Source organism: Arthrobacter sp. SPT-J7 (assembly GCF_059089965.1).
Window position 1 is genome coordinate 1 of sequence record NZ_JBNHFF010000065.1, and the last position, 14,374, is coordinate 14,374.

At 66.4% G+C, this 14,374-nt stretch carries 12 protein-coding genes and 1 pseudogene; 5 read left to right on the forward strand and 8 right to left on the reverse strand.

All coding sequences use genetic code 11. The annotated features are described in order from the left end of the window. A pseudogene (locus AC5RWX_RS22775) lies at positions 1 to 388 on the reverse strand (hypothetical protein); the annotation flags it as partial. A 132-nt stretch (positions 389 to 520) separates the two neighbouring features. Here AC5RWX_RS22775 and AC5RWX_RS22780 point away from each other — a divergent pair. Beyond that, a complete protein-coding gene (locus AC5RWX_RS22780) occupies positions 521 to 1,180 on the forward strand; it encodes a DUF1684 domain-containing protein (protein WP_494098575.1) in 660 nt (219 codons plus the stop codon). 153 nt (positions 1,181 to 1,333) lie between these two features. Here the strand turns inward: AC5RWX_RS22780 and AC5RWX_RS22785 are convergent, their stop codons facing one another. Genes AC5RWX_RS22785 through AC5RWX_RS22805 form a run of 5 tightly spaced genes read right to left on the reverse strand, consistent with a single transcriptional unit; the run spans position 1,334 to position 7,284 of the window. After that, positions 1,334 to 2,488, reverse strand: a complete 1,155-nt coding sequence (locus tag AC5RWX_RS22785) for a cysteine desulfurase family protein (RefSeq protein WP_494098576.1) — start codon at positions 2,486 to 2,488, stop codon at positions 1,334 to 1,336. A gap of 6 nt (positions 2,489 to 2,494) precedes the next feature. Next, entirely contained in the window at positions 2,495 to 3,427 is a 933-nt protein-coding gene (gene nadC / locus AC5RWX_RS22790) for a carboxylating nicotinate-nucleotide diphosphorylase (protein WP_494098577.1), read from the reverse strand. Next, a complete protein-coding gene (locus AC5RWX_RS22795; protein WP_494098578.1) occupies positions 3,420 to 5,255 on the reverse strand; it encodes an L-aspartate oxidase in 1,836 nt (611 codons plus the stop codon). Before AC5RWX_RS22795 ends, nadC begins: the two co-directional genes overlap by 8 nt. Positions 5,256 to 5,272: 17 nt before the next feature. After that, positions 5,273 to 6,577, reverse strand: coding sequence for a quinolinate synthase NadA (gene nadA / locus AC5RWX_RS22800; protein ID WP_494098579.1), 1,305 nt, complete (start codon positions 6,575 to 6,577; stop codon positions 5,273 to 5,275). Beyond that, complete coding sequence (locus AC5RWX_RS22805) at positions 6,574 to 7,284, reverse strand: NUDIX hydrolase (protein ID WP_494098580.1); 711 nt, start codon at positions 7,282 to 7,284, stop codon at positions 6,574 to 6,576. Before AC5RWX_RS22805 ends, nadA begins: the two co-directional genes overlap by 4 nt. A gap of 273 nt (positions 7,285 to 7,557) precedes the next feature. Between AC5RWX_RS22805 and AC5RWX_RS22810 the strand changes: the two genes are divergently transcribed. From AC5RWX_RS22810 to AC5RWX_RS22820, 3 genes are all read left to right on the forward strand, one after another. Then, positions 7,558 to 8,937, forward strand: coding sequence for an amino acid permease (locus AC5RWX_RS22810; protein WP_494098581.1), 1,380 nt, complete (start codon positions 7,558 to 7,560; stop codon positions 8,935 to 8,937). 177 nt (positions 8,938 to 9,114) lie between these two features. Further along, on the forward strand, positions 9,115 to 9,942 hold the full coding sequence (locus tag AC5RWX_RS22815; RefSeq protein ID WP_494098582.1) for an alpha/beta fold hydrolase: 828 nt from the start codon (positions 9,115 to 9,117) through the stop codon (positions 9,940 to 9,942). A 97-nt stretch (positions 9,943 to 10,039) separates the two neighbouring features. Next, positions 10,040 to 10,687: a phosphoribosyltransferase gene (locus tag AC5RWX_RS22820; protein ID WP_494098583.1), complete on the forward strand. Its 648-nt coding sequence runs from the start codon at positions 10,040 to 10,042 to the stop codon at positions 10,685 to 10,687. A gap of 198 nt (positions 10,688 to 10,885) precedes the next feature. Here the strand turns inward: AC5RWX_RS22820 and AC5RWX_RS22825 are convergent, their stop codons facing one another. Next, positions 10,886 to 12,217, reverse strand: coding sequence for an MFS transporter (locus AC5RWX_RS22825; RefSeq protein WP_494098584.1), 1,332 nt, complete (start codon positions 12,215 to 12,217; stop codon positions 10,886 to 10,888). Between the two features lie 284 nt (positions 12,218 to 12,501). Here AC5RWX_RS22825 and AC5RWX_RS22830 point away from each other — a divergent pair, with 284 nt between their 5' ends. After that, a complete protein-coding gene (locus AC5RWX_RS22830) occupies positions 12,502 to 13,236 on the forward strand; it encodes an IclR family transcriptional regulator (protein ID WP_494098585.1) in 735 nt (244 codons plus the stop codon). A gap of 8 nt (positions 13,237 to 13,244) precedes the next feature. Here AC5RWX_RS22830 and AC5RWX_RS22835 read toward each other — a convergent pair. Further along, positions 13,245 to 14,374, reverse strand: a 1,130-nt coding sequence (locus tag AC5RWX_RS22835) for an MFS transporter (RefSeq protein WP_494098586.1), incomplete at its 5' end; no start/stop codon positions are given.

The following is a 14,374-nucleotide window of genomic DNA, read 5'->3' on the forward strand; positions in this document are numbered from 1 at the left end:
GCGCTGCCAGGAAGGTTCCGTCCGGCTTCTTCACCTCGACCTTCAGCGCGCCGGGCAGGGTTCCCTCCTCCGGCGTGACGGACTGCGCAATCCAATCCTCCGGGAGGTTGAAGCTGACGGTCTTGCCGGGATCCGAGAAAGTTTTCCACACAGGTGCAGTAGCTACGGCTTGCGGATCCCTGGTCGGCGTGGCGCTGGTATCAGCACCGTCCGTAGAAGGTGCTGATACCGGGGCGCCGGCCGAGGACGGAACGGTGGCTCCGGCACCGCCGGAGCCCGGCTGCACTGTCCAGCCTGTTGCATTGGACCCCGCTGCCGAACAGCCTGCAAGGAGTGCCCCAACCACCAGCAGCGCACCGGACAGGACCCTTGTTGCCGTGCCTCTCATGCAGCCAGCCTAACGGGGGCCGACGGCCGCCGGTCCTGAGGGAAGGGCGTTTCGCCTGCCGGAAAGGGCAGGCACCTGGACGCGTGTCGCCGTCGGGCGGTATACCCGTGCCCTGGGACTAGGCTGGGGGCTATGGAAGAGCATCGGGGAACAGCCGAAGAAGACCGGACGGACATCTCCGCCGTCGACATCGCTGACTGGCGGCTGCGGACCTTCGCCTTGTACCACAACGTCCGGAAACTTTCGCTGGAAAGCCCGGCCGAGGCACACTCCTACTGGCGCCACCAGAGGGACCTGATGTTCGCCACCCACCCTGCCTCGGCCCTCAGTGCGCATGACAAGGCCCGCTTCTCCGGGCTGAAGACTGCCGACTACGACCCCATCTACCGCTTTCATGTGCCGCTGACCAAAGAGGGCGCCGGGAGGGAAATGACTGTGGAGACCGGCACTGACGGCGTGGTCCGGTTTGTCCGGCTCGGAACGTTCGACTTGCCGGAAATGGGCCAACTCGCAGTGTGGAAGCTGCAGGGGTACGGCGGCGGTATTTTTGTACCGTTCCGGGACGCCACCGCCGGCCAGCCCGGCGGCAGCTACGGGGCGGGACGTTACCTGCTGGACACCATCAAGGGCGCGTTCCATGGGGTCCAGGGAGCCGGCCCGGACGCCGAGTTCGTCCTGGACTTCAATTTTGCGTACAACCCGTCATGTGCGTACAACGAGGCCTGGGCCTGCCCCCTGCCTGGACCGTCCAACCGGCTGGCCGTCGAGATCCCGGTGGGCGAACTCTACTGACGGAGCCCCGTTGTGCGGGGGCCGCTTAGGTTGAACTACCGGGCTTTGCCGCAGCCCCAGGGGATGGCGTGGGTGAGCCCGTGAACCCGGTCAGGACCTCCCCGTGAACCTGCGCCCCACCAGCTGGTCCCGCAGCATACCGACTGAATACGGCTAGCTGCCCAGCGCCCTGACCCGGCCGACGGCGTCGAGCACCGCGGCTGCCGCCGCTTCGAGGTCCGTCCCGGATACCGTCGTGTCGAAGCTGAACCGGACGGCCGTCTGGGCCGTCTCCGGGGCAATTCCCAGTGCCGTGAGCACCGGCGACGGCGCGTCCGAACCCGCCGCGCAGGCTGAGCCGCTGGAGCAGACCACGCCCTGGCGTTCCAGCTCCAGGAGCACGGATTCGCCGCTAGTTCCGGGGAAGCAGAAGGAGGCAACGGAGGGCAGCCGGTCAATGGGATGCCCGGTCAGGACTGCGCCGGGGACACCGCTGAGCACGGCGTCGATAAACGTGTCCCGCAGTGCCCCCACCCGGCGTCGTTCCTCCGCCTGGCGCGCCTGGGCCAGCGTGAGCGCGGTGGCGAGGCCCACGGCTCGCTCCACGTTCTCGGTTCCCGACCGGCGACCGCGTTCCTGCCCGCCGCCGTGGATCAGCGGCTCCAACGCGGTGCGCCCACGGGCGAACAGCACGCCGCAGCCCTTGGGCGCCCCGATCTTGTGCCCCGATATGCTCATCGCATCCACGCCCAGTGCCTTGATGTCCAGCGGCAGCCATCCGGCCGCCTGCACGGCATCGGTGTGGAACGGTATGCCGAGTCCGCGCGCCAGGGCGGCCAGTTCGGCAACAGGCTGCACCGTTCCCACTTCGTTGTTGGCATACATAACGCTGGCCACCGCCGTTTCCGGCCGCAGCGCGGCCCGGAAGGCCTCCGGCGGGACAAGCCCCTTTCCGTCAACGGGAACCACGTCAACGGCGAAGCCGTGGAAGCGCTCCAGGTACCGGGCAGAGTCCTCCACCGCAGGATGTTCGACGGCGCTGATCACCGCCCTGTTGAGCTGCGGATTCGCGGCCTGCCGGGCCAGGGCGATCCCTTTGATGGCAAGGTTGTCCGCTTCGGTTCCCCCTGACGTAAACGTAATGTCACCGGCCCGGCAGCCGAAGACGGCTGCGACGGACGCCCGCGCACCAGCGAGCGCGTCGGCAGCAGCTTCGCCCAGGGTGTGATGGCTTGAAGGGTTGCCGAACTCACCGGTCATATACGGCCACATCGCATCCAGCACCTCACGGCGGACAGGGGTGGTGGCGGCTGCGTCAAGAAAGATCACGGAAAGTCACCTGACAGTCAGTTCAATGTCCAGCCCGAGGTCCAGGGCCGTCACTGTGTGGGTGAGGGCACCTACGGATATGACGTCAACTCCCGTGGCTGCTATGGCTGCCACCGTGGCGAGATTGACGTTTCCGCTGGCCTCCACGCGCGCACGGCCGGCTACCAGGGCCACGCCTGCCGCCAGTTCCTGGACCGTGAAATTGTCCAGCATGATGGTGTCCACGCCGGCCGACAGCACGGGCTCGACCTGGTCCATCCGGTCCACCTCCACCTCAAAGTGCGTGGTGTGGCCCAGGTGCGCTTTGGCTGCGGCGAGGAGTGCGGTGAGCCGGGCAGGATCGCCGCCCGTCATCACGGCAAGGTGGTTGTCCTTGGCCAGGACAGCGTCGGAAAGGCTGTACCGGTGGTTGGCGCCGCCGCCGCAGCGTACGGCGAACCGCTCCAGGATCCGCAGGCCCGGCGTGGTTTTTCGGGTATCGGTGATCCGTGCTGACGTCCCCTCGGTCAGCCGGACAAACTGGGCTGTCCTCGTGGCGATGGCCGACATCCGCTGCACCAGGTTCAGTGCCACACGCTCTGCGAGCAGGACAGACCTGGCCCGGCCGCTGACCCGTGCGAGGTGGACGCCGGCGTCGAATTCCTCTCCGTCCCCCAGCAACAGCTCCACGTCGGTGTCCGGATCCACCAGCAGCATGGCGTCCCGGAACACCGTGGCGCCACTGAAAACACCAGGCACCCGCGCGTTCAGTACGGCCGTGGCACGGGCGTCAGCGGGAATCAGTAGCTGGGAGGTGATGTCCCCGGCAGGAGCATCTTCCGCGAAGGCCCGCTCCAGAATTTCCCGCACCGGCGCCGCCGGCAACGTCAGGTCGAGGCGCACGCTGTCGGCGGGGACCGTTTCAACTACGAAGTTTTCAGTCACGGACAACTCAGTCATGGACAAGGCTCGCTTTCAGGCGAAATCGGGACGATTCTTCAAGTTCGTTGGCGATGCCGGGAGCATCGGCCGGGCTGTCACTCCGGTAGTGGGCACCGAGGGACTCCGTACGCCCTTGCGCCGCTGCCACCAGCAACTGCGCGGCCAGCAGCAGGTTGCGGTCCTCGTGGTCCCGGGCGTCCCCGCCGGCGGAAGCAGCGTCAGGACGTACGACGGCGGCCCACCGGGCAAGAGCCTCCGCCGCCTCCCCAAGCAGCACCCCGTTGCGAAGCACTCCGGCCTTGGCAGTCATCAACCGGCGAAGCCCCTCCCGCGAAAACTGCTGGCTTCCCGGACCCGGCTGCACATACTTGTCGACCACACCCCCGGGTCCTGTGTCCGGGCGCGCACCCAACCCTTGGTGCCGCTCGGTGCCTGACGGTGCTCCGGAGGCGTACGTCAAGGGGAGGCCGCCCGCGGGCGAGACAGTACGCGGAGGAGCGCCGGCAGGCGCCACCCAAGCACCGCCGTCGTCACCTGCGAAGAAATGCTCAACAGCCCGGCGGCCGAAAACGAGTCCTTCAAGGAGCGAGTTGCTGGCCAACCGGTTTGCGCCCTGGACTCCTGTGCACGCCACTTCCCCGGCTGCATACAGGCTAGGAACAGTAGTCCTGGCGTGCAGGTCGGTGAGCACTCCGCCCATCCAGTAGTGCGCTGCCGGTGCAACGGGTACCAACTCACAGGTCCAGTCGATGTCCACCGCAAGCGTCCTTTGCGTGAGGGTGGGAAAGCGCTTGGCCAGGAATCCTTGCCCCTTGGCCGCCTCAATTACGCGGGCGTCGAGGTAGACGTGGCCGTTGGGGTTGCCGAGCTTTGCCAGGTGCAGGGCGATGCTGCGCGACACAACGTCCCGCGGGGCGAGTTCCGCGTCCGGGTGGTAGGCCAGCATAAACCGTTTCCCGTTGCCATCGACGAGGAAGGCCCCTTCGCCGCGGACAGCTTCGGAAATGAGCAGCGGATCCTGGTCCAGGCCGGGTGCCGCGTCCGGATGGGAGGCCAGGGAGCCGGTAGCCAGGCAGGTGGGGTGGAACTGGAAGAACTCCAGATCGGCGACCTCAGCTCCCGCCCGGACCGCGAGCGCAAGGCCGTCCGCAGTCGCCCCTGCCGGGTTGGTTGTCTGGGCAAAAAGCTGCCCCGCTCCTCCGGTTGCCAGCAGGACGGCGTCCCCGTGCACGGCGGCCCTGTCGCCGTCCTGGAGGAACTCCACTCCGGTGGCTTTCCCGTCCTGCTGCAGCAAGGATGTTGCGTGGGCTGAGGCCAGGACTGTCAGGGTCCCCTCCGCCTGCCGTGCGAACACTGACCGGATCAGGGCCCCGGCCACCTGTGCCCCGGTGGCGTCGCCCCCGGCGTGGAGGATTCGTGCTGCGGAATGGGCCGCTTCCAGCCCAAGCGCAGGGCCGCCGGTGGAGGCGGAATCGAAGTTCACACCAAGGCGTTGCAGCCCTGCGATGTCGCGGCGTGCCTCCGCGCACATCAGACGGACGGCGGCTTCATCACAATGCCCTGCTCCAGCCTGCAGCGTATCCGCGATGTGGGCAGCTACGGTGTCACCCGGAGCAGGGGCGTCCAGCACCGCAGAGATCCCGCCCTGGGCGTACCAGCTGTTGCTTTCGCGAAGCTTTCCTTTGCTCAGGAGAACCACATCGGCTCCGGCATCCGCTGCCAGCAGGGCAGCATACAGCCCGGCAATGCCACTGCCGACGACGACCAATCGCGGGCGCCCCGCGAGGGTGCCGCCACGGGGCACATCGCGCCGTCCGGAAGCACCGCCACCTTCACGAGGGGGCATAATAGGCGGCCTTGTCATTACGGCCTGGCCGCAAGCATGCGCTCTAGTGCTGTCCTGGCGTGGTCCTGCACTGAATCCGCGACCGTGATCCGGTTGACCACCCGCCCGGCAACCAGTTCTTCCAGGACCCAGGCAAGGTAGCCGGGGTGGATGCGGTACATGGTGGAGCAGGGGCAGATGACGGGATCAAGGCAGAAGATGGTGTGCTGCGGGTACTCTGCCGCGAGTCGGTTCACCATGTTGATTTCGGTGCCGATCGCGAACGTGGTGGGTTCCGTGGCAGCCGCGATCGCTTTCTTGATGAAGTCGGTGGATCCGGCAGAATCGGCGGCGTCCACAACCTCCATGGGGCACTCCGGGTGGACGATCACCTGGACGCCGGGAAAATCGGCCCGGGCCTTTTCGATCTGGGCTACGTTGAACCGCTTGTGCACCGAGCAGAACCCGTGCCACAGGATGACCCTGGAATCCAGCAATGCCTGTTCGTCATTGCCGCCCAGGTCCTTCCGCGGGTTCCACATGGGCATCTGCTCCAGCGGCACGCCGAGCGCCTTTGCGGTATTGCGGCCGAGGTGCTGGTCCGGGAAGAACAGCACCCGCTGGGCCCGCTGGAACGCCCATTCAAGGACGGTCCTGGCGTTTGATGAGGTGCAGACAATGCCGCCACGCTCCCCGCAGAAAGCCTTCAGGGCCGCGGAGGAATTCATGTAGGTGACAGGAATGACCGGAACCCGCCCTTCGGCGTCGGGCTCGGTGCCGTAAATTTCCTCAAGCTGCTCCCAGCACTCGGCCACGGAATCGGCATCAGCCATGTCCGCCATGGAGCAGCCGGCCGCCAGGTTGGGCAGGATGACGGCTTGGTCGGGCGCGGAAAGGATGTCAGCGGTTTCGGCCATAAAGTGGACGCCGCAGAACACGATGGCCTCAGCCTCCGGCCGGGTCAGCGCGGCGTTGGCCAGCTGGAAGGAGTCACCCACGAAGTCGGCGTACTGGATGACTTCATCGCGCTGGTAGAAGTGCCCCAGGATGACCGCCCTGTCCCCCAGGGCCGCCTTCGCGGCCAGGATCCTTCCGCCCAGTTCGGCGTCGCTGGCCAGCTTGTACTCTTCCGGCAATTGCCCCTGGCGGGGGGTTGCCGAAGGTGCAACGTCCGCGCTGGAAGCGCCCGGGCCGTAGGCCGGGATCCCTGCGAGGGCCTCTGCAAGGTCGTAGTCCCACGGACCCCTGGCCAGCGCGGGGCTGCAGGTGCTGCCCTTTGCGGTTGCGCCTTTTTCGGCCTGTTCGCGCGTGATCAGCTGGATTGCTGTGTTGACGCTGCTCATGGTGTGCTCCTGTTGTCTGGGTCAAGGCCGGGCCGGCCGGTGAAGCGGTAGAGGCGGGGAGGGCGGTGCCTGCCGCCCTGGAGGTACTCGCCGGTTTCCTCGATGTCCGGGGTGGACTTGAGCTGGCGGCGGAAGTTGGCGGGGTCCAGTTGCCTGTCCAGCACTGCTTCGTAGACCTCCCGGACCTGGGCGAGGGTGAAGTATTCCCCCAGCAGGTGGTAGGCCACGGAGCCGTAGGCCAGCTTGTTGCGCAGCCGCCAGAGTGCGTAGTCCACGATCGCGTTGTGGTCGAAGGCCAGGTCCCCCAGCCGGTCCGCCCTGAACCACTGGACGTTTTCGGACTCGTCCGCAAGCGCGGCTTCAGTGGGTTGGACCAGCGCCCAGTAGACGATCGAGACCACCCGCTGGGTGGGAGAACGGTGGAGCCCGCCGAATGCATACAGCTGCTCAAGGTAGCTGGGTGCCAGGCCGGTGGTCTCCCCCAGGTTCCGCGCTGCCGCGTCCTGCAGTGATTCGGCGTGGCTTAGGGGGCCTCCGGGCAGCGCCCAGAGTCCCTTGTATGGTTCCCGGATCCGGCGCACCAGGGGCAGCCACAGTGTTGGCCGGCCGGAGCTTTCACTGGGGCGCAGTGCAAAGATGACAGTGGAAATGGCCAGCGACGGCGGCGCCGCCTGGCGCTCCGAGACGTTTGCCGAGCTCGAGTACATGGTCCACCGCCTTCCGGCCTTCGGGACCGCAGCCGGCGTCCCGTTTCAGTTATGGTCACAATGACCAAAACTAATTCTACGGGCACCCGCCACATAATTGCCAAATGTTTCCGCCCCCGTTTGCCGGTGTTCGTCCTGATTGGTCCTGTATTGGTCCTGTATTCGTCGTGTAGCGTTCCCGGCGCCGAATACCGGCAGCAGGATCGGAGACGGTAAATTCAAGAGGTCCCACGAGGAGCCCCCATCCACAACCCCAGAAGGTCCCGTAGCAAAATGACGATGAAGTCCACAGAACTGAGCCCGCAGGGCCACCTGGGCCACAGCATGAAACCCCGCCAGCTCACCATGATGGGCCTGGGCAGCGCCATCGGCGCCGGGCTTTTCCTGGGATCCGGAGCCGGCATTCAGGCCGCCGGTCCGGCGGTGCTGATCTCCTACCTCGTGGCCGGCACCCTGATCATCCTGGTGATGTGGGCGTTGGGCGAGATGGCTGCCGCCAGCCCGAACAGCGGCGCCTTCTCGGTGTATGCCGAGCGTGCGCTTGGAAAAACAGCCGGCGCCACCATCGGCTGGCTGTGGTGGCTGCAGCTGGTAGTGGTGATCGCAGCAGAGGCTCTGGGAGCTGCCGGGCTTCTCTTTACGGTCTGGCCGGTCATTCCTGTTTGGGCGCTGGCACTTGTTTTTATGGTCGTCTTCACCGCCATCAACCTCACAGGGGTCCGGTACTTTGGTGAGTTCGAGTTCTGGTTCGCCATCCTCAAGGTCGCCGCGATTGTCCTGTTCCTGGTGGTGGGCGCCGCCCTGCTGCTGGGCCTGCTGCCCGATGTGGCGTCCCCCGGCCTGGGCAACCTGACGTCGGACTTTGCCCCCGCCGGCCTGGGCGGGATCGCGTCCGCGCTCTTTGTGGTGATCTTCGCCTTCGGCGGCACGGAGATCGTCTCGGTGGCTGCGGCAGAGACGGAGGACCCGGAACACAGCGTGGGCAAAGCCATCAGGACTGTTGTGTGGCGCATCCTGGTCTTCTACATCGGCTCCGTTTTTGTGATCGCCGCCGTCCTTCCGGCAACATCGGAAAGTCTGGCCTCACCGTTCGCCGGCGTTCTGGATGCCGCCCGCATCCCCGGCGCCGCAACGGCCATCACCCTCGTGGCCGTCGTCGCGCTCCTTTCGGCGTTGAACGCCAACCTCTACGGGGCCTCCCGCATGGTCTATTCCCTCGCCGAGCGGGCCGAAGCACCGCGGTTCCTCACCCGGCTGAGCCCCGCCAGCGTGCCCATGCTGGCCGTTGGGGTGTCGGTGGCATTCGGATTCGTCGCCACGGTCCTGGAACTGCTGTTCCCGGAGCGGATCCTTCCTGCCCTGTTCCAGCTGGTGGGATCCACCTGTCTGGTGGTGTGGGGCAGCGCGCTGGTCTCGCAGCTGATCCTGCGGCGGCGGGCAGACCGGGAGGGCACGCCGCTGCCCCTGCGGATGAAGGGCTTCCCGGCCCTGACCACCATGGGGCTCGTGCTGCTGGGCCTGATTTTCGCAGTGGGCTTCAGCGCCGAAAGCAGCCGCATCCAGCTCTTCAGCACCATCGGGCTGATTGCCGGGATCGCGGTGGCCTCCGCCGTTTACGCCCGGTTCAACGCGAGGACCAACCGGCCCAGCTAGGCACGCCCAGTGCGTTCCGGCCCCCGGAAACGGCACTTGCCGCCAAGCGGCTGGGGGGGACGGCCAGGAGAATCCGGGGTGGTATTACCGGGACATCAGGCAGGTAGAGTAGTCGCGAAGGACGAGCTTCCACGCGCCGGGTCCGCCTTGGCGCCGTAGTTGAAGAGGACTGGCACCATGAGCGGCAGGCACACCGGCGAACAGCATTCGCACACGGTAGAGGGAACTGATCCCCAATTGTATGTGGGGGTGCATGATCCTGCCGCGGACGCCGGCCTCCGACCCATTCTGCTGCTGCACGGCTTTTCGTCCTCCAGCAAGCTGAATTGGGAGGACACAGGCTGGGTGGCTGCGCTGCTCGACGCCGGCCGCCGCGTTATCACTGTGGACCTCCCCGGGCACGGCCGCAGCGGGGCGCCGGAGGACATGGACTCCTACTCTCCCAGCAGGATCCGGGCGGACCTGCTCCAGGTAGCGTTCGACGCCGGGGTGCGCCCTTTGCAGGATGGCGACCCTTCCAGCGGGCTGGACATCGTGGGCTATTCCCTGGGCTCCCGGCTGGCCTGGGAGTTCGGTGCCACCCAGCCCGAGATCGTGCACCGGCTGGTGCTGGGCGGGCCGAACGTCGCGGATCCACTTGCAGCCTTCGACCTCGTCGCGGCGCAGGATTATCTCGCTGACGGGACCCCGATCGCTGACGAGTCCACCTCCCAGCTGCTGAAAATGGCCCTGCTGCTGCCCAGCAACAACATCTTTGCGCTGCTCTCGCTGGTTGAAGCCATCAAAGCAGAGCCGTATGACCCTACCGAAGCCGTGCCCCACGTACCCATGCTCCTGGTGGCCGGCGACAAGGACGAACGCGCCCCCAGCCTGCCACAGCTCGCCGGGCTCGCCCGCGCCGCCGGGGCGATGGTTGAAGAGGTCATGCTGCCGGGCCGGAACCATACCAATGCCGTTACCAGCCGGGCCTTCAAGCAGGCGGCCATCACCTTCCTCTCCGTCTAACACTTCCACGCATACTCCCGCACTGCCGGGCCACCTCCTGCCGCGCCTTCCCCGGCGGTAGGCTGAAGTGAGGGCTGGAGCGAGCCGGGAGGGAACCATGGTGACGCGCTTTGAAGACCGCACAGAAGCCGGCGAAAGGCTGGCCGCAGTACTCGGACAGTTCCGTGAGCGGCCCGGCACCATTGTCCTTGGCCTTGCCCGGGGCGGCATCCCGGTAGCGGCTTCGGCCAGCAAAGCCCTCTACCTCCCGCTGGGAACCGTCCTGGTGCGCAAACTCGGCATCCCGGGACACCAGGAAACGGCGTATGGAGCCCTGGCTTGGGCACGGGGCCGGACGGTCCGCCTGCTCAACAAGCCACTGGTGGACCGGGTACTTGAGCATGGTGTGCGCCAGGAGCTGCTGGACGAGGTGGAGCAGCGGGAACGTGCCGAACTGCTGCGCCGGGTGGACCAATATCCGGCGACTAACCACGATCTTTCCGGGAAAACTGTCCTGCTGATCGATGACGGCCTGGCCACCGGAGCCACCATGCGCGCCGCTATCGAAGCCGTCCGCGAGGGCGGGGCCAATACAGTGGTGGCCGCCGCCCCGGTGGGCTCCATTGAAGCGGCTTCCTCCGTAGAACGGGTGTGCGACGCTGTCCTGTGCCTGCATCTGCCGGGCAAGTTCCGCGCCGTGGGCAGCTTCTACCGGCACTTTGAGCAGCTCACGGACGACGACGCCATCAGCTTCCTGACGCAGTAGCCGTCTTCAAGCAGTTCCAAGCCCCCGATACGCAGCCGGGCCCGGACCAAAGTGGTCCGGGCCCGGGTTCGTTATGGAATGGCCCACGCCGTCAGGGGTTCCCTGTCCGAAGCGAAGCGAGGCCAGGGGGACGGTGGTGGGCCCACGCCGTCAGGGTTCCCTGTCCGATGCGAAGCGAGGCCAGGGGGACGGTGGGGATTAGTGGTGGCTGACGCCCAGCGGCCGCCCCTTGGTCTCCTTGGCCAGCAGCACGCCGATGGCTGAGATGACACAGAGGACCATGATGTAGATCCCGATGGACCCCGCCCACTTGGTTGTCTGCAGCAACGTCTCGGCGATGGTTGCTGCGAAGGCTCCGCCGAGGATGGCGCCGAAAGCGTACCCGATGGAGATGCCGGAGTACCGGACGTTGGCCGGGAACATCTCGGCGTACATCGCGGACATGGGCCCGTAGGACAGGCCGAGGCCGATGGTGAGAACGAACAGCGCCACGCCGTACAGCCAGATGTTCCTGGTGTCGATCAGGGCGAACATGGGAATCATCCACACGAAGATGATCGCGTAGCCGGTGAGGAACGTCTTGACCCGGCCGATGCGGTCTGACAGCCAGCCACCCGCCAGGGTGAAGATCAGCCAGCCGAACGATGCCAGGGTGGTGGCCAGGAGGACCTGCGGCGTAGGCATCTGCAGGGTCCTCGTGGCATAGGCGATGAAGAAGGCGATCAGCAGGTAACCGGCCGCGTTGTTGCCGATGAAAATCATGGTGGAGTACAGGACGGGCCTCTTATGGCTGCGGACCAGTACACCAAGCGGCGCCTTGCTTTCCTGCTTACGCGCGGCCATTTCCTGGAAGACCGGGCTCTCAGCGACTGCGCGGCGGATCAGGTAGCCCACCACGATGAGGACGATGGAGAGCAGGAACGGAACCCGCCAACCCCAGGCCGCAAAGTCCTCCCTGGACATGCTGGTGTTCAGGAAGAAGAGGAGTCCGGTAGCCAGGATCATGCCAATGGGCACACCGATCTGGGGGTAGGCACCGAACAGGCCGCGCTTGTTCAGGGGCGCGTGTTCGACGGCCATCAGCGCTGCGCCGCCCCACTCGCCTCCGGCCGAGAAGCCCTGGATGATGCGCAGGGTAATCAGGAGGATGGGCGCCCAGGCACCGATCTGCGCGTAGGTGGGCAGCATGCCGATCAGCGCGGTGGCGGCACCCATCATCACCAGGGTGAAGACCAGCATTGCCTTGCGTCCCAGGCGGTCGCCAAGGTGGCCGGCCACCACTGCGCCCAGGGGCCGGAACAGGAAACTGATGCCGATCAGGGCAAAGGAGAGGATTTGCGCCAGGCCCGGGTTGGACTCGTTCAGCGGCGCCAGGAACAGGGGCGACAGCAGCGTTGCGGTCAGCTGGGCAAAGATGAAGAAGTCGTACCACTCGATCGTGGTACCGACCAGGGTGCCGGCAAGGACTTTGCGCTCCTCACGCCGGGTGCTCGGACCGGCGAGTGTATCCACCTTCGAAGGTGTGGTCATTGAAACTCCATTGTTTATTCGGCAGGCAGGCTGCCGGGCGCCTTCAGGATTACCGACAGAACGGTCAGTTAGTTGAAAGGGTACTACGGAACTGTGAGGCAGGACACGCCTTGGCTCAATTTGTGGGTCGATGGCTCTTATAGTCCCTCTAGGCTTGTCGCGGTGGACTGCCGGGATTATCAGTTCTATATTTGAACCGCCGTTTCTCATTGCGGAACGGCACTCTGCGCACCAAGCAACATCAGAGCCGCAGGACCGTAGCGAGCGCACCTAGGATGGACAGCATGACTCCCACCGCCGCAGCCCCGGCCGGAGCAGCGCCGGCGCAGGCTTCGCCCTCGCAGACACTTTCCCGCGGTATCCGCGCCCTCGAGATCCTGGCAGCTGCGCCCGGGCCTATGAGCATCGCCGAGCTGGCCGATGCCATGGGTGTCCACCGTTCCGTGGCGTACCGGATACTGCGCACCCTCGAGGACCACTCGCTGCTGGTGCGGGACGATGCCGGCCGGGTCCAGCCCGGACCCGGCCTCGCCGTCCTGGCCCGGAGCGTTTCCCGGAACCTCCAGAGTGCTGCGCTTCCCGAACTGACGCACCTGGCCAACACGCTGGACATGACGGCTTTTGTGGCGTTGTGGGACCATCACGACTGCATCACCCTGGTCACTGTGGAGCCGCGTCACTCAGGGGCGACGGTGGCCCAGCATCCCGGCACGCGGCACCCCATCAACTCGGGTGCGCCCGGCATCGCCATCCAATCCGCGCTGACGGAAGCTGAATGGAACCGACTGGAGACCGGCGTTCCCTATCGTCCCGAGGCCGCCGAAGCCCGGCGTGCCGGGTACTCCGCCAGCCATGACGAGGTCATCGCCGGTGTTTCCTCATTGGCCGCGCCCGTGCGGGTTCCGGGCGGGCGCCCGGCAGCACTCGCCGTCGTCTATATCCGCTCCGCGCACGAACCCTCAACGGTGGGCGCCGCGCTGGCCGAGAGCGCGGCGAGAATCGAACGCCAGCTGGCCTAGGGCCGTTGTCAGCGGGCGGGCCGGCGGCGAAGCACGACCACCGCCCCTGCCCCGAGGAGTGCCAGCACGGATGCCGCGCACGCGGGAACGAGGAAGGCCGCCGCGTAGCCGTGATCCTGCGCCAGCCAGCCGCCCAGCGACGAGCCGATCGCGGTGCCGGCGACAATGCCGCTGGCCAGGGCCGTCATGACCGCGCCGAGCCTCCCCTCCGGAGCCACAACTCCGCCGACGGCGAAGACGGTGACCATAACCGGGCCCACCGGCAAACCCAGGATCAGCAGCACGGCCACCATGGCAGCGACTGATGAAGGAACCAGCAGGAGGAGGGCCAGTCCTGCCATCAGCGCGGCACACACCATCCAGCGCAGGGAAAGGCTGAAACGCTGCGGCCAGTAGGCAACCGAGAGAGCAGCAGCAGCGGAGCTGAGCCCCATCACTGCATAGAGCAGTCCGGCCAGTTCCGAGGTGGCGTAGCTGGCAGAGAAAGAGCTCAATGCCGCCTGCGTTGAGCCGAAGAACGTGCCCATGCACACCATGGCGACCACCGGGAGAAGGACGGCCGCCGGTATCCTGGCCCGCGCCCGGCGTCCCGCTGCCGGAGGTGTGCAGCGTGCCACCGGCACTGCCCTGTGGGTGCGGTGGGTGGCGAAGGCAGGAACCAGCGTGATGGTCATGGCTGCGGCTAGCGCGAGCGGAAGCCAGGGTGCCAGGAGGCTGGCCAGGATTCCCACGAGCGCAGGTCCCAGCACAAACGTCACTTCGTCGGCTGTGCTTTCGTACGAGAGTGCCGTGTCCAGGTCCCGTCGGTTGTCCGGCGCATTCCCCTGCGACGTGAGCGCCATCCACCGGACGCGGGCCAACGGGCCCACCTGCGGGCAACTCGCTCCTGCCAGGAAGGCAGCAGCCAGCACGGCACCCGGAAAGTTTGCAGGTGCCACCATGGCAGAGGCTGCAAGGATCAAAGCCACGACGGCCAAAGTATTAAGGGCTGCAGCCAGCAAAAGGACCTTACGTTGGCCCCGCTTGTCCGCCAGGGATCCAAGGAGCGGAGCGCCCAAGGCCGATCCGATGCCCACTGCACCCGCAGCCGTTCCACCCAAGGCGTAGGAACCGCTGTTGGACGTGACCAGGGTTAGGG